At 34.4% G+C, this 24,769-nt stretch carries 15 protein-coding genes; 7 read left to right on the plus strand and 8 right to left on the minus strand.

All coding sequences use genetic code 11. The annotated features are described in order from the left end of the window. Positions 1–120 precede the first annotated feature (120 nt). The 4 genes from AC13CQ_RS15155 to AC13CQ_RS15170 are packed head-to-tail and all read left to right on the plus strand — an operon-like array spanning position 121 to position 13,915. Positions 121–2,931, plus strand: coding sequence for a PKD domain-containing protein (locus AC13CQ_RS15155; RefSeq protein ID WP_474507809.1), 2,811 nt, complete (start codon positions 121–123; stop codon positions 2,929–2,931). Then, positions 2,862–11,018, plus strand: coding sequence for a DUF7507 domain-containing protein (locus tag AC13CQ_RS15160; RefSeq protein ID WP_474507808.1), 8,157 nt, complete (start codon positions 2,862–2,864; stop codon positions 11,016–11,018). The genes AC13CQ_RS15155 and AC13CQ_RS15160 overlap by 70 nt, the downstream gene beginning before the upstream one ends. A gap of 15 nt (positions 11,019–11,033) precedes the next feature. Then, entirely contained in the window at positions 11,034–11,978 is a 945-nt protein-coding gene (locus AC13CQ_RS15165; RefSeq protein ID WP_008614817.1) for a PorP/SprF family type IX secretion system membrane protein, read from the plus strand. Positions 11,979–11,980: 2 nt separating this feature from the next. Then, positions 11,981–13,915, plus strand: coding sequence for an OmpA family protein (locus AC13CQ_RS15170; protein ID WP_474507807.1), 1,935 nt, complete (start codon positions 11,981–11,983; stop codon positions 13,913–13,915). A gap of 183 nt (positions 13,916–14,098) precedes the next feature. Here AC13CQ_RS15170 and AC13CQ_RS15175 read toward each other — a convergent pair whose 3' ends face one another. The 7 genes from AC13CQ_RS15175 to AC13CQ_RS15205 all read right to left on the minus strand — a co-directional run bounded on the left by AC13CQ_RS15175 (position 14,099) and on the right by AC13CQ_RS15205 (position 19,402). After that, positions 14,099–14,848: an SDR family NAD(P)-dependent oxidoreductase gene (locus AC13CQ_RS15175; protein ID WP_008614821.1), complete on the minus strand. Its 750-nt coding sequence runs from the start codon at positions 14,846–14,848 to the stop codon at positions 14,099–14,101. Positions 14,849–14,989: 141 nt separating this feature from the next. Continuing rightward, positions 14,990–15,676: a DUF2490 domain-containing protein gene (locus AC13CQ_RS15180; RefSeq protein ID WP_245547682.1), complete on the minus strand. Its 687-nt coding sequence runs from the start codon at positions 15,674–15,676 to the stop codon at positions 14,990–14,992. Positions 15,677–15,767: 91 nt separating this feature from the next. Then, complete coding sequence (locus tag AC13CQ_RS15185; protein WP_008614824.1) at positions 15,768–16,214, minus strand: PepSY-like domain-containing protein; 447 nt, start codon at positions 16,212–16,214, stop codon at positions 15,768–15,770. Positions 16,215–16,451: 237 nt separating this feature from the next. Further along, positions 16,452–17,735, minus strand: a complete 1,284-nt coding sequence (locus AC13CQ_RS15190) for a sensor histidine kinase (RefSeq protein WP_474507573.1) — start codon at positions 17,733–17,735, stop codon at positions 16,452–16,454. Further along, positions 17,732–18,409, minus strand: a complete 678-nt coding sequence (locus tag AC13CQ_RS15195; protein WP_008614826.1) for a response regulator transcription factor — start codon at positions 18,407–18,409, stop codon at positions 17,732–17,734. The genes AC13CQ_RS15190 and AC13CQ_RS15195 overlap by 4 nt, the downstream gene beginning before the upstream one ends. Positions 18,410–18,616: 207 nt before the next feature. Beyond that, the gene (locus tag AC13CQ_RS15200; protein WP_008614827.1) at positions 18,617–18,994 is read right to left on the minus strand and encodes a nuclear transport factor 2 family protein; all 378 of its coding nucleotides are present in this window, start codon (positions 18,992–18,994) and stop codon (positions 18,617–18,619) included. A 30-nt stretch (positions 18,995–19,024) separates the two neighbouring features. Beyond that, the gene (locus AC13CQ_RS15205; RefSeq protein ID WP_008614828.1) at positions 19,025–19,402 is read right to left on the minus strand and encodes a VOC family protein; all 378 of its coding nucleotides are present in this window, start codon (positions 19,400–19,402) and stop codon (positions 19,025–19,027) included. A gap of 662 nt (positions 19,403–20,064) precedes the next feature. Between AC13CQ_RS15205 and AC13CQ_RS15210 the strand changes: the two genes are divergently transcribed. From AC13CQ_RS15210 to AC13CQ_RS15220, 3 genes are read left to right on the plus strand one after another with little or no spacing between them, the layout of a single operon-like run. Beyond that, complete coding sequence (locus AC13CQ_RS15210; protein WP_335588608.1) at positions 20,065–20,559, plus strand: hypothetical protein; 495 nt, start codon at positions 20,065–20,067, stop codon at positions 20,557–20,559. A gap of 31 nt (positions 20,560–20,590) precedes the next feature. Further along, positions 20,591–21,034 carry a DUF6265 family protein gene (locus AC13CQ_RS15215; RefSeq protein ID WP_050989702.1) on the plus strand — a complete coding sequence of 148 codons (444 nt, stop codon included), beginning with the start codon at positions 20,591–20,593 and terminating at the stop codon, positions 21,032–21,034. A gap of 1 nt (position 21,035) precedes the next feature. Beyond that, positions 21,036–21,812 (plus strand): NYN domain-containing protein, encoded by a 777-nt coding sequence (locus AC13CQ_RS15220; RefSeq protein WP_482882960.1) that lies wholly within the window; start codon positions 21,036–21,038, stop codon positions 21,810–21,812. 653 nt (positions 21,813–22,465) lie between these two features. Here the strand turns inward: AC13CQ_RS15220 and AC13CQ_RS15225 are convergent. Then, positions 22,466–24,643, minus strand: coding sequence for an endonuclease MutS2 (locus AC13CQ_RS15225; protein WP_474507837.1), 2,178 nt, complete (start codon positions 24,641–24,643; stop codon positions 22,466–22,468). Positions 24,644–24,769 lie beyond the last annotated feature (126 nt).

A 24,769-nucleotide genomic window follows, 5' to 3' on the forward strand; every position in this document is an offset into this window, starting at 1 on the left:
GTTTTCTATATTTTGTAGTTTAATATTACATTGTTTGCAAGAAAATATTTTTTTTATTTATTTTTACTGCTTATCAAGTTAACTATCAGTACTTATAACTAACAGGTCAATATAATCTACATGGTTAAATATTACTCTTCTTTTTTGTCTTTAATTTCAGTATCCTATAAAACGTATAGTAAACATTTTAAATTTCAAGGGAAACTATGTGTTTTATTAGTTTTATTTTTATGTGTATTTACTGCAAATGCTCAAGATTGTAGTGTTAATGCAGGAATTGATGAGACTATTTGTGGGGATATAACTTCTTTTGAACTTTCTGGTTCTACTGCAGGAAATTTAAATAGTAGTGCTGTTTGGAGTCAGGTAAGCGGATCTGCAGTTACTATTGAAGATCCAAATAATTTAGAAACGGCTATTACAGGGATGATAGGTGGGAACACTTATACTTTTAGGTTGAGTGCTATGTGTGGGGATGGTGTTTCCGTTTTTCAAGATGTTACTATAACTGTAGAACCTATTACTATAGCTAATGCTGGTACAGATATTACTTCTTGTCCTGATAGTTCTGGAGGGGTGCTTATTACAGGAAATACGCCTTCAAATGCAGGAGAAACAGGGGTGTGGAGTATTATAGGTAATAATGGTGCTGGGGTTACTATTAATAATGCTACTGCTCCTAGTACAACGTTAGATTTGTCTCAAGGTTCTGCCGGAACTACCACGTTGCGGTGGACTATTAGTGGTCCAGAATATGCTCCTGGTCTTAGATGTGAGACTTATGATGAAATTACCATTACAAATTATGGAGGTGTAGAACCAGTTGATGCTGGTCCGGATCAAATTTTAAATAGTTGTTATACTGTATCTCAATCTACTAATTTAAACGGAAGTTTTGCAGGAAATGGAACAGGAGGACAGCAGGGTACATGGACATTTGTAACTGGTACTCGTGAGCCTACTATTGTAAATTCAAACGATAATAATACACAAGTTACTGGATTGTTTGAAGGGACTTATGTATTTCGTTGGACTGTTTCTGGGCCATGTGTAAATGGTTCTGATACGGTAACAATAACTGTTGACGGAGCTTCACAAGATGTTACACAAGCTACTGTTCAAAATGGGAATCAAGTATTTTGTAATTCTAGTGTAACACAAACTACCTTGGTAGGGAACGAACCTGATTATGCAGGAGAAACAGTATTATGGACACAAACAAGTGGTCCACCAGCCACTATTTCTAATCCAAATAGTTCTACTACGGCAGTAACTGGTCTGTCTTATAATAATACCTATCAATTCAATTATACTATTATAAATGAAGAAACAGGGTGTTCTACATCTAGTAATGTAAGGGTTAGTTATAGCGATAATAACTTAGCTATAGAAGTGAATAACGGAATGGATATTATTGGAGAATGTGGTATGGAAACTATAAGTATTCCATTTGCCACAACAGGTAATGGTGTAAATGAATATAGTATTGTTAGTGGTCCGCCATCAGCTTTCTCATATCCAACCGCATATCAAAGTTTTCCGAATTCATCACCTTTAGAAATAACTTTTGAACAATCAGGATCGTATGTGTTGTCTTTTAGAAGAAGAGTTACGGGAGATATTCTTTCAGAATGTGATGTAGCTACTGATGAAATAAATGTTACGATCTCTAAGGCACCAACACCTGCCAATGGAGGGACAAATCAAACTTTAGCATGCGGTATAACTGAAACTGAACTTACGGGAAATAATGTAGATTCAGGAGAATCTGTTTGGACACAACTTACAGGGCCTAGTACGGCAAATTTTGTGAATCCCTTTGATAGGGTAACTTCTGTAACGGGTTTAGTTCCTGGTATTTATGTGTTTAGATATACGGTAAATACAGCTGGCGGGGCTTGTAATCCAGATAAAACGTTACAATCTGATGTGAGGGTAACTGTATCGGATGAAATTGTAGATGGAGATGTTGATGCAGGGGCAGATCAATTAGATTTATGTACAGGAATAGAAGTGCAAATGGCAGGGAGTACTCCTGTGGATGGACAAACAGGAACGTGGTCTCAAGTAGCCGATGGAGCCCCTCAAACAGTTGTTTTTGAAGATGCAAATGACCCAAATACCATAGCTACAGGTTTTGATGATGAAAACGTTACTTATACGCTGCAATGGACAGTAGAAAATACGACATCCGATTGTTCTTCAATAGGAAGTGATGAAGTGGTTATAAGTACTTCTGCTTCCGCAGGACCAACACAAGCAGAAGCAGGAGACGACCGTTGTTATGCTTCTGGTACCACAGAAATTTCTTTAGAAGGAAATACTCCAGCATTAATAGAAACAGGTTTGTGGACAGTTTCTCCAGCTGGCCCTGTTATAGCAGATGTAAACGATCCAAATACGTCTGTTACAATTCCAGCAGATGGCGAATATACTTTTACATGGACTATAAGTAGAATTAATGGTTGTACACCTACTGAAGATTCTGTTTCTATTGTAATTGATGGAGAGGCAACTGCCAATGCAGGTCCCGACCAAACGGCTTGTGCTAGTACTTTTACAATGACTGCTACTTCTTCAAATGGGGTAGGAGAATGGACACAAATAATTGGGCCAGGAGGCTATACCATTACAGATCCAACAAATCCAACAACAGATATTAATTTTACATATTCTGGAACTTATATTTTTGAATGGACGGTGAGTGCTGGTCAATGTTCTACAGCTAGCGATCAAGTAACGCTAAATGTGGGAATTCCTTCAACTATAGCTAATGCAGGACCGGATCAATCTATTTGTGATGGAGGAAACACCATAACTTTAGCGGCAAATAGTTACGATACAAATACAGAAACAGGAACTTGGACTGTAGGACCAGGGGGCGTAATACTCCTGTTATTACAGACCCAACCAATCCAAATACCACAGTAACAAATTTATTAACAGGAACCTATACATTTATATGGTCTATTAAAGGCGATCCTAATTGTGAGGCCAGTACAGATGAAGTTCAAGTTACCATAGGGACTCCCGCCAATGCAGGGCCAGATCAAAACTTATGTAATGCCACCAATGTATTCCTTCAAGCAGAAGAAGGTTCTACTGGAACATGGTCTCAGGTGTCTTCTACAGGAACAAATGCTGTTATAAATCAGAGTCCTGCAAATAGTAATATTGCCAATGCACAAATAGAACCGGGAGCCGATTATGTATTTCGTTTTACTACAGATAGTCCAGGGTGTATTACTTCGGATGATGTAACTATAATAAATACAGGGTCACCAGAGTTTCCTCCAGTAGCAGGGCCAGATCAAGAATTATGTCGAGCAGACCTTCAACCTGTCAATACATATACATTAAATGGAAATGTCCCTCCAGCAGGAATAACCGCAGAATGGAGAATAGCTTATCAACCAGATGGTGGTGTTGCTACTATTACAGACCCATCATCACCAACTACAACTATTACAGGATTGGATGTTGCAGGGTTTTATATTCTTGAGTGGAATTTTAGTGCAGGAAATTGTACAACCGAATCAGATGTAGTACGTTTAGTAGTATATCCAGAACCATCTCAAGCAGATGCGGGGCCAGACCAAACAAACGCATGTATATTAACCGCTCAAATGAGTGCTGTAACTCCAACAGCAGGGGTAGGGAGCTGGAGTTTTGAAACAGACCCTTCTGGAGGCGATGCTATTATTGATAGTCCAAATTCTCCAACTACCACGCTTTCAAATATTACAGCATTAGGAACGTATACATTAAAATGGACCGTTTCTACGGGACCTTATCAAGCGCCATCTGCTTGCGCACCAACAGAAGATACAGTAGCTATAACCTTTACAGATGATCCGCCTATTGTTGCAGATGCAGGTGCAGATCAAGAAATTTGTTTAATAGCTCCAGCAACAAGCACAACCACTACTTTGGATGCAGGAGATATCCCTAGTGGTGATGCAACCGTAGGAACATGGTCGGTGGTAAGTGGTCCAAATACGCCAACTTTTGGAAATGTTAATAACCCTAATTCTACCTTGTTAGATTTAGTGGCTGGAGATTATGAATTGATGTGGACTACAGAGAAAGGAGGTTGTAGTGATATGGATAGCATGCTAATTAAAGTATTTGCAAGTCCAACAACTGCAGAAGCTGGACCTAACCAAACAATTGCAGAGTTTACTCCGTTAATTATGGCAGGAAATACACCTACAGTTGGGCAAGGAACATGGGCAATGGTTTCTGGACCTACGGCGGCTGTTTTTACAAATCCAGCAAATCCTTCAACATCGGTGGCAAATGTTTCTAAAGGGACTTATTATTTTTCTTGGACAATTTCTAACGGGGTTTGTACACAATCTACAGATGTTGTTAGAGTAGATATTATTGGAAGTGCCGATTTAGAGATTACCAAAACTGCAAATCCTACAACAGCTTCACCTGGAGATGTGGTTACTTTTACTATTGATGTATTTAATAATGATGCCACAGGAACTTCAGATGCTACAGGAATATCTGTTGCAGATTTAATTCCTAACGGATATACATTTGTACCAAATTCAGCAACAAATGGAGGGATATATTACTCTGGGAATTTAGCAATACTTTGGGAAGATCTTGAAGTTGCGTTAGGACAAACAGTAATCTTAGAGTTTCAGGCTACTGTAAACAAAACAGGAAACTATGAAAATAGAGCCCTAATTACAGCGTCAGATCAAATAGATCCCGATAGTGACCCTGTTACTGGCTTTAATACAGACGATTTAAATGATGGTATAGCCGACGATGATGAGGATTCAGTTTTAGTAACGGTAGAATCAGCCGACCTAGAATTAACAAAATCTGCCAATGTTACCGAAGCTAATATTGGAGAAGAAGTAACTTTTCGTCTAAACCTTGTAAATAATGGGCCTGGAGATGCTTCAAATATTAGCGTTAAAGATACTATTCCAGATGGCTATACTTTTGTTACGGGTTCAGCAACAAATAATGGACAATACAATACAGGAGATAATTCTATTACTTGGAATAATATTAGTTTGAATAGTGGATTTACTAGTTCCTTAATTTATAGGGCTATGCCTAATGCTACTGGAACTAATTATACCAATGTTGCAGAAATAACAAATTCTAGTAATAATGATCCTGATAGCGATCCAAGCTCAAGTACCGATGAAGACGATTTAAATGATGGGATAGCAGATGATGATGAAGCTGAATTAACAGTTCCTATTTCACAAACAGATTTATCGTTATCTAAAACAGTAAGTAATGCCAACCCAAATGTAGGCGATGTAGTAACTTTTAACTTATCTGTTACTAATGAGAGTACAACAGCGGCAACCAATGTTGCTGTACAAGATTATGTGCCAGCAGGATTTACCATTGTTTCGGTAGATGCCAATGCTTCCTACATAGGAAGTATAGTTACTTGGACAGGGTTTAATGTCCCAGCTGGAGGAACGGTTTCAGGTTCGTTTACTGCTGAAGTTTTAGCTCCAAGAGGAACTGTAAACGAATATGTAAATACAGCGCAAATAACAGCAATGGATCAGGTGGATATAGACTCTACACCTAATAACGATGATGGAGATCAAAGTGAAGATGATGAAGATAGTATAGAAATTACTCCAGCATCTGCAGATTTAAGTATTGCTAAAACTGTAGATACCTCAACCCCAAATTTAGGACAGACAGTAACTTTTACTATTGAGGTGAGTAACAACGGCCCTAATGATGCTACAGGAGTAGAGATAAGAGATTTAGTACCTTCGGGTTATACAGCACTAACCGCAAATCAAGGAGGAGTAATTAGTGGTAGTACAATTATATGGAATGGTTTAACTGTACTTTCAGGAGATGTAGTTGAGTTAGAATATACAGCTACTGTAGAAGCAGGGAATGGTTCCTTAGCAGCACACGTAAACGTAGTACAGGTTACTGCAAGCGATCAATACGATCCAGATTCTACTCCTGGAAATAATAATCCAACTGAAGATGATTTTGCACTAGCAAGTACAACACCTCAAAATATTGTTGATATTGAAGTAACTAAAATATCAGATGTACAAACAGTAACAGATGGAGACACTGTAACATTTACTATTTCTGTTACTAATAATGGTCCTGGAGATGCTACGAGTGTAGTTATTGAGGATCGTATGGGCGATAATTTTACATATCAATCGGATGTAGCTTCAACAGGACTTTATACAGATGGAAGTCCTGGAACATGGGTAGTAGGCAATTTAGCAGCAGGGGCAACCGAAACATTATCAATAGAAACATTAATTATAACTACAGGATCAGGAGATTTTACAAATGTAGCTGAGCTAGTAGATTTAGATCAAACAGATGCAGATTCTACACCAAATAATAATGTAGCTACAGAAGATGATCAAGATGGAGTAGATTTAGATGCTATTTTAATCTCCGATTTAAGTTTAACTAAAACAGTTAATGTAACTGAACAAGAGGTTGGAGAGAATGTAATTTTCTCGATTACGGTAACTAATGACGGACCTAACACTACTTCTGGAGTTGTTATTAATGATTTATTACCTAGCGGATATACCTATGTTGGATCTACTGTTACGGAAGGTGCGTATGACCCAATATCTGGAAATTGGACGATGTCAAGTCCTCTTGGAGTTGGAGAAGTTGATAATTTACAAATTGTTGCTACTGTTAATCCATCAGGAGATTATCTAAATCAAGCAGAAATTACCGCCTCGGCAAATGATGATCCAGATTCAGATGTTTCTGTAAGTTTTGATACAGACGATTTAGGAGATGGTATTGCAGATGATGATGAAGCCGAAGCATCTGTAACTCCAATTCCGCAAATCGATTTATCGCTAACCAAAGCAGTAGACAACACTACTCCAAATATTGGAGAGGAAGTTATATTTACTATCAATGTAACCAATGATGGACCTAGTGAGGCCACCAATGTAGAGGTTAAAGATTTATTGCCTGCTGGTTTGGAATATGTATCAGACAATAGTGGAGGAACTTATGATGAAACAACAGGTATTTGGACGGTTGGAAATATCTCGGTAAGTGGAACTTCAACTCTTGAGATTACTGCTAAAGTATTACTGTATGACGATACTCAACCAATTCCGCTTGATAATTATTTAAATGTAGCGGAAGTATATAGTGCCGATGAAGAAGATACGGATTCCACTCCAAACAATGCGGATGATTCAGAAGACGATCAAGCAGAGGTACAGATAACTCCGAATCCAACACAAATTGATCTATCAGTAGTAAAAACTGCAGATAATTTAACTCCAATTGTTGGAGATAATATTGTCTTTACAATTGAAGTTACAAATAGTGGTCCGCAGGACGCAACTGGAGTGATTGTTTCAGATAAATTAAACCAACCAGGATTTTCATACGTGAGTCATACAACTTCTGTAGGGAATTATATACCTAATTCTGGCGCATGGAATGTAGGGAATTTAGCAGTTGGAGTTACAGCAACCTTAACTATTACAGCTACGGTTGAAGCCACAGGTTCTTATATAAACACAGCACAAGTAACTGGTCAAGATCAATTGGATCCAAATTCTGAGCCTTCTAATAATGATCCTACTGAAGACGATTATGACACCGTTGTTGTAATTCCTCAATTTCCAGCAGATTTGGTATTGACAAAATCTGTAAGTCCTTCCACTCAAGATGTAGGTGGACTGGTTAGTTTTACAATTAAAGTTACTAATAACGGACCTGCAATAGCTAGTGGGGTACAAGTAACCGATTTATTACCTAGTGGTTATACGCTTGTAGGTGTTAATGGCGATGGTAATTATGATACCACTACAGGAGTTTGGACAATAGGACGAGATATTCCTGTGGGAGCAGAAGTAAATGGATTAGTAGTAGCTAGAGTAAATGCAACGGGAGATTATTTAAATGTTGCTGAAATTACAGCTGCAGATCAAACAGATCCAGATACTACAAATAATATAGACGATGCAGAGGTTACGCCTAATACGCTAATCGATCTTTCTTTAGATAAATTAGTGAGTAAATTATTGCCAGATGTAGGTGAGACTATCAATTTTACTTTGGCATTAAGTAATGATGGACCAAATGAAGCCACAAATATAGAAGTTACCGACGCCTTACCAAGTGGGTATACTTTTGTTTCTTCTTCTGGAGACGGAACTTATAATAATGGTACGGGAGTTTGGAGCTTACCAAATCTTGGTGCAGGGGAAACAGTTTTTCTTCAGCTTAATGTTACAGTAAATTCTACAGGAACTTATTTAAATACTGCTGAGGTTACAGCTGTGGATCAAGAAGATGTTGACTCGCAGCCTGCAGATGGCACGGGAGACGATTTTGGTCAAATAGCTGTTGTTCCTCGTAGACCTACAGATATAGAAGTAATAAAAACAGTTGATGATGATACTCCTGGAATTGGGGATGTAATTAATTATACCATTTCTGTTTTAAATAATTCTAATAGTGGTGTTAATGTTAGTGACGCTACAGGAATTGTAATAAGAGATATTCTTCCTTCAGGATTAAGTTTTGAAAGTGCAAGTGCTTCTGTAGGAACTTATGATGAGTCGGTAGGAACATGGAATATTGGCGATTTAGCCAATGGAGCTACGGTAACATTAACTATATCAGCAAGAGTAAGGGCACTTGGAAATTATACCAACACGGCCGAATTAATTGCTGCCGATGCCCCAGATCCAGATTCAACACCTGGAAATGGAGTGGAATCTGAAGACGATCAATCTACTGTAACGGTAATTCCTGTGGCTAATGCCGATTTAATGTTAACTAAAACAGTAGGAAATGCAACTCCAAATGTGGGAGATCCTATTCAGTTTATTCTTACTGTAGATAATCAAGGGCCTGGTATTGCAACAGGAGTTCAAGTAACCGATATGTTACCAAGTGGATTTACCTATATTGGAAGTACTTCTACTAATGGAAATTATGATGCGGCAACTGGAGTATGGAACATAAATACACCTATACTTTCAGGTGGTAGTCAGACACTCACCCTTATAGCACGTGTAAATGCTTCAACTGGAGCTACAGATGAATATTTAAATACTTCAGAAATAACAGCATCAGATAATACAGATCCAGATTCTACTCCGAATAATGGAGATGTTTCTGAGGATGATTATTCAGAAGTACTGGTAACTCCAGCATCAATAATAGATCTTTCTCTTGAAAAAGAAGTGAATGTGTTACGTCCAGATACTGGAGATGAGATTGTATTTACGTTAACTTTAGAAAATGCAGGACCAAGTACAGCAACAGGGGTTCAAGTAACCGATATGCTCCCAGATGGATATACGTATGTTTCCGATAATAGTGCAGGTTTATATGATCCTACTACTGGAATCTGGAATGTAGGAACTTTAACAAGTGGTGCTTCAATAATTATGAATATTACAGTGAGTGTTAATTCTACCGGAAACTATTTAAATAGTGCTGAGGTAACTGCTGCTAATGAAACTGATGCCGACTCAACACCTGCTAATGGCGATGATAATGAGGACGATCAAGATGAAGCACAGACTTTACCACGTGTAACGGTAGATATTGAAGTAGAAAAAACAGTTAACATTCAAGAGCCACAAACTGGGGATGAGATTGTTTTTACTATTATAACACTTAATAACGGTCCGAGTGATGCTACTGGAGTGGTAGTTAACGATTTACTACCTTCTGGATATCAATTTGTAAGCGCTACAACTACTGCAGGAACTTATAATGAGGTAACCGGAGGATGGAATATTGGTAGTTTACCAAGTAATGATATTGTTACACTGGAGGTTACCGCAACTGTACAGGAAAGTGGTTCGTATGCTAATACTGCTGAATTGGTAGGTTTAGATCAAACGGATTCAGATTCTACTCCTAATAATAATGTAGAAGAAGAAGATGACCAATCAACTGTAAGTCCGTTCCCTACGGGTCTTGCCGATTTATCTCTAACAAAAGAAGTTGATAATGCGAGTCCGAATGTAGGAGAAGTTATTCGCTTTACACTTCACCTTCAAAATAGTGGAGATAATGATGCAACTGGGGTGGAAGTAACAGACTTACTCCCAGCTGGATTTACTTTTGAATCTTATTTTGCTACAGCAGGGGTTTATAATGAAACTACTGGAATCTGGAGTTTAAACAATATTATTTCAGACGGAGAAACAGAAACACTAACTATTAGAGCTATTGTAGAAGCCCCAACTGGAAATGTAGAAGACTTTACTAATAGAGCGGAGATTACAGCTAGTGATGTTGACGATCCTGATAGCGACCCGAATACAAGTTTTGATACAGATGATTTAAATGATGGTATTCCAGATGACGATGAGGCTAGTGTGGTAGTAAATGCAATGAGTGTAGATATTGGACTAGAAAAATCTGTTGATAAAATGAAGCCAAGTATAGGGGCTAACGTTACTTTTACTATAATGGCTACTAATTTAAGTTCTACTGAAGCCACTAATATTGGTATTGAAGATAACTTACCAAGCGGATATGAGTTTGTTAGTGCTACAACAACTTCTGGAAGTTATAATGAAACTACTGGAATTTGGAGTATTAGTTCACTTGCTGGAAACACAAATACAACTCTTGAGATAATTGCTAAAGTATTGGATGTTAACGATTATGTAAACATTGTATCCTTGGCTTATTTAGATCAATTAGATATCAATCCAGAAAACGATAGCGCACAAGCAACTATAGATCCTAATTGTTTAACTATTTACAATGAGTTTTCTCCAAATGGAGATGGTGTGAACGATTTCTTCTATATAGATTGTATTAATAATTACCCAGGAAACCGTTTAGAAGTTTATAACCGTTGGGGAAGTTTAGTACATGCAGAAGATGGTTATAACAACGATTGGGATGGAACTACCGATGGAAAATCTACCGATAAAGTATTACCATTAGGGACATACTATTATATTTTAGATTTAAAAGATGGTTCGGAACCCCTAACAGGATGGTTATATATTAACAAGTAGATAAAGAATAATTAGATGCCTAATAATACAAGAAGCATTAGAATGAAAGAAAATTTGAAATATATATTAATTGCGTTGGCTTTTATCTGTAGCGGAATGTCATTTGCTCAGCAATACCCACAATACACTCAGTATATGTACAATACTATGAGTATAAATCCTGGTTATACGGGATCTCGCGGACATATGTCGCTTATAGGTCTGTATCGTACACAATGGGTAGGACTAGAAGGAGCTCCAGAAACGCAAACCTTTGGTTTTGATACGCCTGTTGGGAAAAATGTAGGGTTAGGACTTAACATTGTAAATGATGCTTTGGGACCAACTAATGAACTCTATATCGATGCTAATTTTTCTTATACTGTCCATTTGAATAATGATGATGAACTTTTATCCTTTGGATTAAAAGCAGGAGGTCGTTTTTTTGATGCCGATTTTAGTAAAGGAATTTATCAAAACCCAGATGTTGCTTTTCAAGGAGATATAAATAAATTTTATCCAACTATAGGAGCTGGAGTTTATTACCATACTTCAAAATCTTATCTAGGGCTTTCTGTTCCTAATTTTTTTGCTGAAGATCATTACGATGATGTAGAGGAAGAAATAGGAGTAGAGCGCGTTCATTTTTATTTTATTGGAGGAAGAATATTCGATTTAAGTTACAATGTAAAATTCAAACCTGCATTTATGGTAAAATATGTGCCTGCAGCACCAGTAATAGCAGATTTCTCAGCCAATTTTCTGTTCTACGATCGTTTGAGTTTAGGAGCAGCCTATAGATGGGGCGATTCTTTTAGCGGATTGTTAGGAATTCAAATAACCGAAGGAATAGGACTTGGATATGCGTATGATATGACCACCACAAATCTGAAAAACTATAGTTCTGGAACGCATGAAATATTTATTCGTTTCGAATTTAAATCAGATAAAGAAAAATTAAAATCACCACGATTCTTTTAAATATGAAGTACATCAATAATATATTTTTAGTGTGTTTAACTTTGGTTAGTGTCTATTCTTTTGCTCAGACTAAAGACAGAACTTCTGATAAAAACTTTGATCGCTATTGGTATAAAAAAGCAGCACAACAATACGAAAGTGCAGTTAAAAAAGGCGATACTTCTAAGGAAACATTAATGCGTTTAGGAGATTCGTATTTTTTTAATTCTGATATGGAAAATGCAGCCAAATGGTATGGCGAACTTTTTTCAAAATATGAAAACGACCTTGAGCCTATCTATGCATTTCGGTACATCCAATCCTTAGAAGGTACTGGAAATTATGTTCTAGCTAAAGGGATTATGAAAATTTATACTGAAAAATTAAACGATACTACTTTTAATGTAGACCAGTTAAAAGACAACGATAAGTTAATAGATGCGCTTCGGAATCTACAACCCTCGTTTTATGTTACTCACATATCTTCTAACTCCAAATTTTCAGATTTTGGAGCTGCTTATTACGGAAATCATGTAGTTTTTGCTTCCACACGAGATTCTAGTGTTTTTACAACTCGGAAATATCGATGGAATAATCAGCCTTATTTAAATTTATTTATTGCAGATACTACTTCTGGAGGTACCGATTTAACCAATGTAAAATCATTTTCAAAATCTATTAACAGTAAATATCATGAGGCAAGTGCTGTTTTTACCAAAGGATTTGATACCATTTATTTCACTAGAAATAATTATTTAAAAGATGGATTAAAAAGAGATGCTCAAGGGAGTAATAATTTGAAAATATATAGAGCAGTAGCTCATAACAACAATTGGAAAAATCTTGAAGAACTTCCTTTTTGTAGTGATGATTATTCTGTTGGTCACCCCAGCTTAAGCCCCGATGGGAAAAAGCTATATTTTACTTCCGATATGCCAGGAACTTTAGGGGGGTCGGATATTTATGTAGTAGATATTTATGCTGATGGTACCTTTTCCAGTCCAAAAAACTTAGGCGATAAGATTAATACAGCCGGAAGAGAAATGTTTCCTTATGTAACTAAAAATAAAATTTACTTTGCTTCAGATGGACATTTAGGGTATGGAGGGCTTGATGTTTTTGAAACCACTATTTCTGATGGTACATTTTCAAAACCTTCTAACTTAGGAAGACCCTTAAATAGTAAGGCAGACGACTTTGCTTTTATTATAAATGAAACAACACAACAAGGGTATGTGTCGTCAAATAGAGCAGGAGGAGCGGGAGATGATGATATTTATTCGTTTCAAAGAGACAAAAAATGTGTACAATCTATTCAAGGAACGGTAACAAATATTGTCAATGGTACTCCTGAAGCTAATGCAACTGTTAAATTATATATGGGAGACAAGGTACTAGATAGTGTTAGCTCTGCGGAAGACGGGAGTTATGCTTTCCAAACTCCTATCTCTTGTGAAACTTCCTATAGAGTAGAAGCGTCAAAAGAAGGTTATGAAGGACAAGAAAATGTATTTGTGAGTCCTAATGAAAATGATTTTGTAAATGAAATTCCTCTTCAAATTAAACATAATTTAATTGTTCAAGAGGATGGCATGTTAAAAATTAAAATCGGACTTATTTATTTTGATTTCGATAAATGGGATATTACAAGTAAAGCTACTGTAGAGCTTGACAAAGTAGTAACTATTATGAAAGAATATCCAGCCATGATAATCAAAATTGAATCGCATACCGATTCTAGGGGGCGTGATGAATATAATATGGAATTATCTGACAAACGCGCTAAAGCAACTAAAGATTATATTGTTTCTCAAGGAATTGAATCTCAGCGAATAGAAAGTGCTATTGGTTATGGAGAATCTAGATTGCTTAACGAATGTAGCAATGGCGTTAAATGTACTGAGGAACAACATGATATAAACCGACGCTCAGAGTTTATTATTTTAAAGATGAAGTGAAAAGATCCTAAAAATAAAAGAGGAGCTTTTGGAGGTATTAAATAAAGACCTCCAAAAGCTCCAAAATATTAAAAAAATCAACTACTACGAGGTATTCAAAGGAAAAATAATTAAATCAATTTTGACGTAGAGCTCTTCGGTAAACTCAGGACAGGCTCTGGGGAATAAAACCCTCATGTGGGATTAAACAGCAGTGTAACCACCGTCAATTAAGTAATATCCTCCCGTCATAAAAGAAGCTTTTTCAGAACTTAAAAACAAAACCAATTCAGCTACTTCTTCTGGTCTTCCAAGTCTATTCATTGGGTGCTTAGTAATTAATTGTTTTTTCATATCTCCATCTAAAGCATTTAGTAGTGGAGTTTCAATATAGGCAGGACCTACTGCATTACAACGAATGTTTTTCTGTCCATATTCAGCACCTATATTTTTTGTTAATCCAACAACCGCATGTTTAGTAGCAGTATAAGCAGAAGACATAGGAGCGGCAACTGTTCCATGAATAGAAGCCATATTAACAATTACGCCACCACCATTTTTTTCCATTTCTTCAAGCTGATATTTACATCCAAAAAACACGCCATTTAAGTTAATATCTACTACTTTCTTCCAACTATCTATAGAATATGCTCCAGTTATATTCTGTTCTCCACCGATTCCTGCATTATTACATGCTATATCCAATTTTCCATACTTTTCAACGGTTTGCTTAATTAGATTTTTAGCCTGTTTCTCATCGGCTGCATCTGCTTCAATAAAAATAGCTTCACCGCCTTCAGATTTTATTAGAGTAACCACAGCTTTACCATTTTCTACATTAATATCGTTTACAACAACTTTTGCTCCTTCTTGAGCATATAATTTTGCTATAGCCTCACCAATTCCAGATCCCGCTCCGGTTACTAATGCTACTTTATCTTTTAAAAGTTTCATATGTATTAATTCAAGATTTATGTATTCTAATTAACTAGAATGTTATTTTTTTATTTCCCTTAAAATTAATCCCTTTTAAAGCTAAATACAAGTTACCACTGTTAAGGATATTCTAAATCTTTTTATGCTAGCGATTAGTAATTAAAACGGATTTTTTAAGATAATATCAAATGCAAGGTAGTGTGCATCGGTAATTGTTTTTTTTCCGACAAGTTGATTCATATAACCAAAATTCAATCTAATTTTCTCACTAGGAAAAATTAAAGAATAGTATAAACAAAAACGGCTTTCTTGATATTCAAATTTGCTCCAGTTTATTGTTTTGGTTGTGGAAAATAAAAATTCTGATGAAATTATAATCCTACGTGTTTTTAAAGCATTTAAGTTAAACGAACCTTTTGCTCGAATACGAGAACGAAACTGAGTGTTCTTTGTGGCTGATTTAAAATCGGGATTATAGAAAAACCGTATTTCTGGACGATAACTAAAGGAATAATCTAATATTTTATAAGAGTTTAAATAGTAAAAACGGCCATATAACCTTAATTCTTGTCGTGCCTTTGGTGTGTCTAATTCATAGGGATGAGTAGTTTTAAATTTGTTTTGCCATCTATAACTTATCGCAAGAGCATATTTCCAATTTTTTTTAAACCTGTGAGATATTTCTTCATTTAAAACATATATAGATTGTTTGTTGAAGAAATTATAATTATCAGGATTACTAATTCTACCAGAGCCAAAATAAGTAGCAGAGGTAATAGTTTCTTTTTTATTTAAACTTTGTTTAATCCCAGTTGCAAACCAAGAAGCAGTATTTACTTTGCCCAATCCTGGTGGAGAGAATTGGGCAAAGCAATTAGAACTGCTAATGAATCCTAAAAGGAAAATTATAAGAGTTCTTAGCATAATTTCGGGAATTTTAGTCAGCTATTTTACTTATTACATCGCCATTGTTATCTATTACTATATCCCAATCTTGTTTTGTAAAGGCATTAAGTTCCATTTTATAAACTATTTGTCCGTTATCAGTAATACGTTTCAAATCGTCTATTGAATAGCCATTAAATTTCCTTTTGATGGTGTTGTTTACTACTTTAGGTAATTCACTAACAGAAATATCTTCTTTGTGTTTTACTATTTTCCCTTCAGAGTTATACCATATTTCATGATCTTGATTCCAGTTAATTTCAAATTCAACATTGTATAAATAACCAGCCATTTCCCATTCTACGTCTGTAGCTTTAGGGAATTGTTTATTGAATTCGTTATTAATAATTGATGGAACCTGACTTTGAGGAATGTCTTGTGCATTTGTAATAGAACTCATAACTATTGCTGCACCGAAAATTAAAATTTGTTTTTTCATTTTGTATATTTTTTAATTATACAACAAATGAAATACCCAAATTTGGAAAGACTTGGGAAAAGAATTTATTTAATCTTATCTTTTATAAAAGAGTTGATTCTTCAAAACCTATTCTACAAGTCAAAGGAATTTTGGGAGGAAATATGTTTAATTGGCATCTTTTAAGCACCTAATGAATTTGCTCATAGGGATAAAAGTAAACTACGTATTGAGAGGGATGTAAATATTTAAATTAGATTATTCCGTAAAAGAAATTTGAAATAAATGCATAGAGTTGTTGTAGGAATAAAAAATTTTAAAGCTGTACAAATCAGAAATAGCTTTAATAATAGCTAATCCGAGCCCTGTACCCATAGATTTGTTTCCAGGTTTATAAAAACGAATAAAAATGAGTTTCTCATCAAGTTTTAGATTGCTACTTGTATTACTAATTTTGATGTTTTTTTCTGTAATTTCTACAACAACACTTCCATTAGTATTATTATGAAATACTGCATTTCTCAATAAATTTGAAATAATTACATTGGCAAGAGAAGCATCCATTTTTACTGACAATTGTGCTTCTTCCTTTAAATGAATTTTTACATCTTTGAAGGATGAAATGTCCTCCAAATCGTTAATATTTTTTTGAACAACTTCGTTTATAGATACCGTATGGTTATCTAGAAATTGCTTGTTTTCTATTTTGGTTAATAGCAATAAGGATTTGTTTATACGAACTAATCGCTCTATTATACTCATTACTTCTGCAATATCTTCTGCTTGATTGTTTTGTAGATTTCCTTTTTCAATTAACAACTCCAATTTATTAGTAGCAATAGCTAGAGGTGTTTGCAGTTCGTGCGAAGCATTTCCTATAAATTGTTTTTGTTGTTCGTAGGTTTCTGTAGTATGCTTTAATAAGGCATTAACTGCATTCTGTAAATCTGTAAATTCTTTTGTTTTGGTCTTTACTTTAGGGAGACTTTGAGTGATTCCCAATCGGTACTTTTTTAATTGAGATAAAAAATCATAAAAAGGTTTCCAAAGTTTTTTTAATACAAAATTGTTGATAAAAACTATTCCAACTATTAAACTAATATACAGCCAAATGGTATCGTTAAGAAGCTCTTTTATTAAATCATCTTCTTCTACCATTGAGTTAGCAACTTTGAGTTCGTAAAATTTACCATTTAACTCAAAAGCAGTAATGAGCATTCTCACGGGTTCTGCCTCTGGTTTATCATCATCCGCATCTTGCATATAAAGCACAGTGTCTAGGTATCTGTCTTTTACAGACAGCGCTTTTTCTTTCTCAATTCTTTGAATAGTAAAAAAGCTTTCGTCAAAATAAATTTTGCTTAAAAGCGTAGTGTCTTGTTGAGAATTTTGAATGATTATACGTTTGTAGTTTTCAAGTCCTTCGTCAATACTACTTTTTATTTCGTTGAGCATATTGAAATAAAAAATTCCCGCCCAAATTGTAACAATAGCTAAAATAGAAAATGACACATATTTTATGGATTGGTTTAGTAATTTCATATTTCAATCAATTTATATCCAATTCCATAAATAGATTCAATTTCTATTTCAGCATTACATGAGTGTAGTTTTTTCCTCAAATTTTTTATTTGGTAATACACAAAATCAAAATTATCAGCATTATCTGCATTATCCCCCCAAACATGTTCTGCTAAAGCAGCCTTGGTAACCAATCTATTTTTGTTGAGTAAGAAATAATTTATAATATCAAATTCTTTTCTGTTTAAAACAATATCCTTACTATTAACAGTAAAGGTTCGCTCTTTTATATCTATAATTATATTGGCAATTTCAAGTGTATTTTTACCCCCTAATTTTTGTCTTCGTAAAACAGCATTCACTCTGGCATTAAGTTCGGCTAAATGAAAAGGTTTTGTAAGATAATCGTCAGCTCCAAGCGCTAGCCCTTTGAGTTTGTCGTCTAACGAATCTTTGGCGGAGATAATTATTATATTTTCATTTTCACCCTTTTTTTTAAGTTCAGATAAAAGGGTTAATCCGTTCCCATTTGGTAACATAATATCTAAAAGAATACAGTCGTATTCATAAATAAAGATTTTGTCAATAGCACTGTAATAATCAGAAGCTGTTTCAACAAGAAATTTTTCCTTTTCAAGCGACTCTTTTATGTTATTGAGTAACTGCGGCTCATCTTCGATTACTAAAATTTTCATGTCGCAAATTTACTCCTTGATATTGGAAAGAAATGGGAATTATTTCCTTTTTTATAAGAATAGTCTAAAATAAAGCCCTTTTTATCTTTAGGAAGTTTAAGTTATAGCCTCAGGTATACGGATAATGGAGAGGTTTTCTTAGTACTGTGTAGTAATTCATTTGTGAATTAGTGGCAAATATAAACTAGCAATTTAGTATACTTATACTTATACTTCTATTACATAAGATGTTAATGATTGTATTTGTGCACCTTTTGCACTTTTAAAGAGGTAAAAATCTGAAAAAGCATATTTTTTGCCGCTTTCTAATGTAATTATACCATTGGCAGCTGCTTGTTTTCCGTGAGATAGAATTTGTTCGAGTTTTAATTCTGTTGTTTGAATACTTTTCATTTTATTAAGCGCTTTCACAAAATTTTCTTTTCCCTCTATTTTCTTGGAGCTGATTATATCCCAAACAATATTATCCGCGATACTTTCAATAATAAATGCAACATCTCCTTTAGCAAAAGCAATATTGAATTCTTTTATAAACTGCATTTTAGGAGAATTGCCACAGTTTGGAGTTGAAATAATTTTTGTCATTTAGCAAAGATTTAAAAATCAGTGTTCCGTTTATAGTTCTGTTTCTCTTTGTTGTAAATTAAAAACTGTTCCAGCAGGATCCTGAATCCAATGCATATTCTCTGGAAGTTCTTCAAGTTCGTCACAAGTTTCTACGCCTTTTAACTTTAAATATTTTGTGGCTTCTTCTACATTTGGCACCTTAAGCTGAAGCCAAGTTTCAGAATGCGTATAGTTGTCTACACAGTCTAACCATATCACGTTATTTCCAAAATCTACTTTGTGTGTTTTAGAAACAGTAGGGTTATCAATTGGTTTTTCTTCAACTTTTAATTTTAAAATATCTTTATAAAAAGCAACTGTCTTTTTATATTTACTTTTAGGAATTTTTATGGCAATGTTTATTCCTGCTTCAAATTTCGAATCCATATTTTATTTTACTTCTTAAAATTAAGGTTTTCACTTACAAATATTTAATTTTTACCAAGCCTATCGAGTTTATCAAAGGTTTGTTGGGTTTAAATGAGGTTAATTTATTTTATTTGAATCCCTCACAAGGGAGTTATTTATTATATAGAAATAGTCTATGTAATTGGTTATTAACGATTCATAAAACTAATTTAGCAAATAAAATAGAGAAATCAGTCAAGATATTCAGATTCAAATAGATTCTCCATTTCACTCAAAAGGTATTCTGTTTTGGTGTTTTACTCATGTTTTTGGTTAAAAAGAAGCAGTTTTAAGGCTTTAGAATACTATTTTTAAAGGCTTACTTTCAAATTTTAGTCACTTAAATTAAAACTTTAATGAAAAGTTGTAAAATGTGGATTGTTAGAGCTAAAAAGATCTATTTTTAACCTTATCGCATCTATTTTTAATCTAAAAACATCAAGAGTTTAGCTAAACACTTGGGTTATATGTTTAAACGTTTAAAAGAAGATATTAAACGTTTAGTTATAGTCTCTAAATTTTTAGCTTTTAGACGTATAAGATTCTCATTTTATCTATAAAATTCAACTCAATTTTTAAGAGCAAAAGGGTTTCGCTATTTTTATTTAGTATCTTAGTTGTATAACTTAACAAATCAACCAATGAACCCTAACAAAAATTATGTATTAGTTTTGATTGGAATGCTATTTGGAGCATTTTACCCTTATGGAATTTATACTTTATTTTTTAAACTTTTAGAAAGAATTTTATTCATATTTCCTATTAATGTGTTTACAGCTAGTGCTATAGCGGCCTATATGGCTGTTGTTTTTGCTCTTTTGTCCTTTGTGGGAATGTCAAAATACATGTCAACATTTAGTTTTAAAAGCGAAGCAGATGTAAAATCAGTTTTTAGAATGGGGGTATTAATAAATATCTCTATTTTTTTTATTTGGATTTTACTCCCAATTATAGACCTTAATCTTGGTCAGAAAAACCTTGATAATATTAACAATTCATACCAAATATTAAATTCAGATTTTTTAATCTCTACTTTGTTGATTAAGTCGGGGAGTTCACTGCTGTGCTTTGGTGGTGTTGCTTATGTAGTCTATAAGAATGTGTATTTTGATTTGTCTATAGATTTTGACAAGTAATTATAAAGTGAGTCTTTTTTATCCCATAAATATGAGAAGTATTTTTATTTTATGTATCCTCGTTATTAGTTTTTCTTGTAGAGAACAAGCAAGTCCTAATTTTGATTGGCTTCTCGGTAATTGGGAACGCGTTAATGAAGAAGAAGGGAAAGTAACTTACGAGTTTTGGAAGAAAATTACTGATAAAGAATATAAAGGTCTTAGCTTTACGCTGAAAAGTAATGACACTATTTTTAAAGAAAACATGCAATTATTAAAGATTGATGGAAAGTGGAATTTGCATGTATTGGCACCTAAAGAACCACATCCTACAGTTTTTAAAGTAACAACAATGGAGGGAAATAGTTTTATTGCTGAAAATAAAGAAATTGAATTTCCTACAAAAATAGCCTATAAACAAATGGATACTTCTTTAAATGCAGCAGTATCAAATAAGGAAATGAAAATTTCTTTTGAATTTAAAAAAATTGAATAAAATGATGAATTCTAAGTTGCCAGAAACCAAATTTAATATAGCAGTTTTAATAGATGGAGATAATGCGCAACCTAAACTGATTAAAGAGATAATAGAAGAGGTTTCTAAATATGGAAAAGCAACTATTAGAAGGATTTATGGCGACTGGACATCGCAACAAATGAATAGTTGGAAGTCAATTATCAATCAGCATTCTATTAGTCCGATTCAAAAATTTTCTTATACTACAGGGAAGAATTCCACAGACAGCTCTTTAATTATTGATGCTATGGATATTCTCCATGGTAAAAATATAGAAGGATTTTGTATTGTTTCGAGCGATAGCGATTATACGGGACTTGCAAAAAGGATTCGAGAAGAAGGACTTTTTGTAATGGGAATAGGAGAGAAGAAAACTCCAGAAGCATTTGTAAAATCGTGTGAGGTCTTTACTTTTACCGAAAATTTGGTTACTAAAGAACCTGAAAAACCCAAGGAAAAACCAAAAGCAGAAACTATAGCTACCAGTGGGAAGTCAAAATCCTCTAATACCTCCGCAAAACTTTCAAAAGAGGATTTAGCTACTATTAATAAGGCTTTTGAGATTTCTTTAAATGAAGAAGAAGAAGCTCATATCTCCAAACTAGGTGCTAATATCAGAAAAATTGACCCTAGTTTTGATCCTAGAAGTTACGGCTTTAAAAGTTTGACAAAATTGTTTGAAAATCTCGATAAATACGAAGTCCTAAAGAATGAAGTAGGAGGGTTGAATCATCCTTTAATAAAGGCTAAGTCCTAAAGAATGAAGTAGGAGGGTTGAATCATCCTTTAATAAAGGCTAAGTAGGATTTTCTTGCTTAGTTTTAATTAACTGTAAATCAGTATTATAAAATTATCTTTCGTTAATATCCGAGTAAAAACACTAGACCGCTTCGCTGTAAGAAAAAAGATAAAAGACTAAAGCATCGCAGTCATGTCGACCAGTGGGAGACATCTCATCACTATAAGTGCTCTGAAACAAACCCTTCGGTAGATGCAGGAAAGACTTTAAAGCACTCAAGCCTCGATTATTGTGTTAATGTGATTTCTCCTTTCAGTCGAAATGACTAAAGCATCACAGTCATGTCGACCAGCGGGAGACATCTCGTTACGGCAAATACTTTGAGTTAAACAGGGATGTGATTTCTCCTTTCAGTCGAAATGACTAAAGTATCGCAGTCATGTCGACCAGTGGGAGACATCTCATCACTAAAAATATACATGAGGTAAATATCAGGGATGTGATTTCTCCTTTCAGTCGAAATGACTAAAGCGTCGCAATCATGTCGACCGGCGGGAGACATCTCATTACGGCAAATGCTTTGAGTTAAACAGGGATGTGATTTCTCCTTTCAGTCGAAATGACTAAAGCATCGCAATCATGTCGACCGGCGGGAGATATCTCATTACCGCTTAACCTTTTTTCTTTACAGCCTCTACCAATTCTAACTTATCTAAATCGGAACTTGTGGTAAACATCCCGTAATTTACTAGCGCTTTTCCTTTTTCAATCTTATCGAGGGTTCCAACAGATTTGCTCCCTATCAAACGCACTCGATCTCCTAGTTTTAAAATATGCTTCGGTTTTTCTGGAACTTTAGCTTTCTCTATTTTCTCTATTTTTTTCTTCTCCCTAATAACTTTTACCTCTTTTTGAACTTCTGCTTCAACCGCCTTTTTCTTGGCACGTTCTTCTTTCTTTTTAGCAGCCGATTCTCTTTTGCGTTTGGAGTTTTCTGTCTCTACAATTCTAAGAAATTCTGATACAAGCGGACGCTTTTTTTTATTTATAAAATAGCTTTCAGCAATATCATTTATTTTATTTCCTAGGTAAATCATACGCTGGTTATGGTCGTATAACTGCTGATAATTCTCAAGCTTGGCTTTTATTTTTACATTTAATTCTTCCAATCTTTTAGCTTCATCACGCGCCTTATCTTCTTCTTCTTTTAAATTGGTAGATGTTTTTTCCATTTTGCTCCGTTGCTTTTGTAGTTTAGCAATGGTAGCATCAAAACGTACTTTTCCGCGCTCAATCTTCTTTTTAGCACGATTAATTAAGCTATAAGGAATTCCATTTTTCTGAGCTACTTCAAAAGTAAAAGAGCTTCCTGCTTCTCCTAAAACTAATTTAAAAACAGGCTCTAACGTACGGTTATCAAAACGCATATTGGCATTAGTAGCATGGGGTAAATCGTTGGCAAGCATTTTTAAATTAGCATAGTGAGTAGTAATAATTCCAAAGGCTTCTCTTTCATAGAACACCTCTAAAAATGTTTCCGCCAAAGCGCCTCCAAGCTCAGGATCACTTCCTGTTCCAAACTCATCTATTAAAAATAAGGTCTCCCGATTACATTTTCGCAAGAAATAATTCATGTTTTTTAATCGGTAGCTATAAGTGCTTAAATGGTTTTCTATGGATTGATTATCGCCAATATCGGTTAGAACATTGTCGAATAAACACATTTCACTCCGTTCATGTACAGGTACTAAAAGTCCGCTTTGGAGCATAACCTGTAATAAACCAACGGTTTTAAGCGTAATACTTTTCCCACCTGCATTCGGTCCAGAAATAACAATAATTCGGTTTTCCTGATGCAGTTCTATAGTTTGCGGATATGTTTTTTCTCGCTTAGCTTTATTGGTTAAATAGAGAAGTGGGTGGTAAGCATCTATAATGTTAAATTGCCTTCCTTCTGTAATTTTAGGTAAAAGCGCATTCATCTTGTCTGCATACTTTGCTTTTGCAGCAACTACATCAATACGTGTTAAAAATGTTTGATAATCTATTAATAAGTCTCTATAATCTCGGATGAAATTGGTAAGAAATTTTAATATTTTCTGAACTTCTTCCTTTTCTTCATACTCCAAATTATTAAGTTCTCGGTTATAGTGGCGCGTAGCTTCTGGCTCAATATAAACAATACTTCCTGTTTTGGAATTTCCCATAATAGCGCCTTTTACACGCTTTCGATACATAGCTTTTACAGCCAGTACACGACGGTTATCAATTACCGTTTCTCTAATTTCGTCTAATAAACCTGCCGAAGCATAACTACTCAGCGCACCAGCAAAACTTTGATTGATTTTACCACGAACTAAATTCATATCCTTACGAATATTGAATAGCGAAGGAGAAGCATCATCTTTTATTTCTCCAAAACGATCTATTACCTGTTCTATTTGTTGCTGAATTTCTTTTGTAAATTCAATCTCCTGCGCAAGTAGATGAAGCGTAGGATAATACTCATGAAATTTTTTATAAAAGAGAATATGATTATTTACTGTTACAGAAATAGAAGCAATCTTTTTGAATCCTTCAACTTCAATAACCGTATTTTCAATTTTTAATAGCTGAACCTCTTTAGAAATAGCATCAAAATAATGAGGTGGGATGCTATTATTATTTTCAAAAGAAGCCAGGTATTCATTCGTTAAATGCAAAGAAGTAAAAAGTTCCTCTTTTTTTCGAAATGGTTTTATTTGTAAAGCACTTTCTTTTCCTAGTTCGGTATTACAGATTTCGGAAACCTGTGTAAGGACTTTAGAAAATTCAAGGTCTTGTAATGTTTTATCGTGTATTTTATTCATATAAATTAGATCCGAATGCTTTGGATTCCTGCAAATTTACATACTAATTTGGATTTATAGTTACTCGAATAAGAGTTTTAAAAACTAGCTCCTTTATTTTAAATTACTAAATGAAAATAGTATAAT

The organism is Galbibacter sp. L-19, assembly GCF_056857615.1.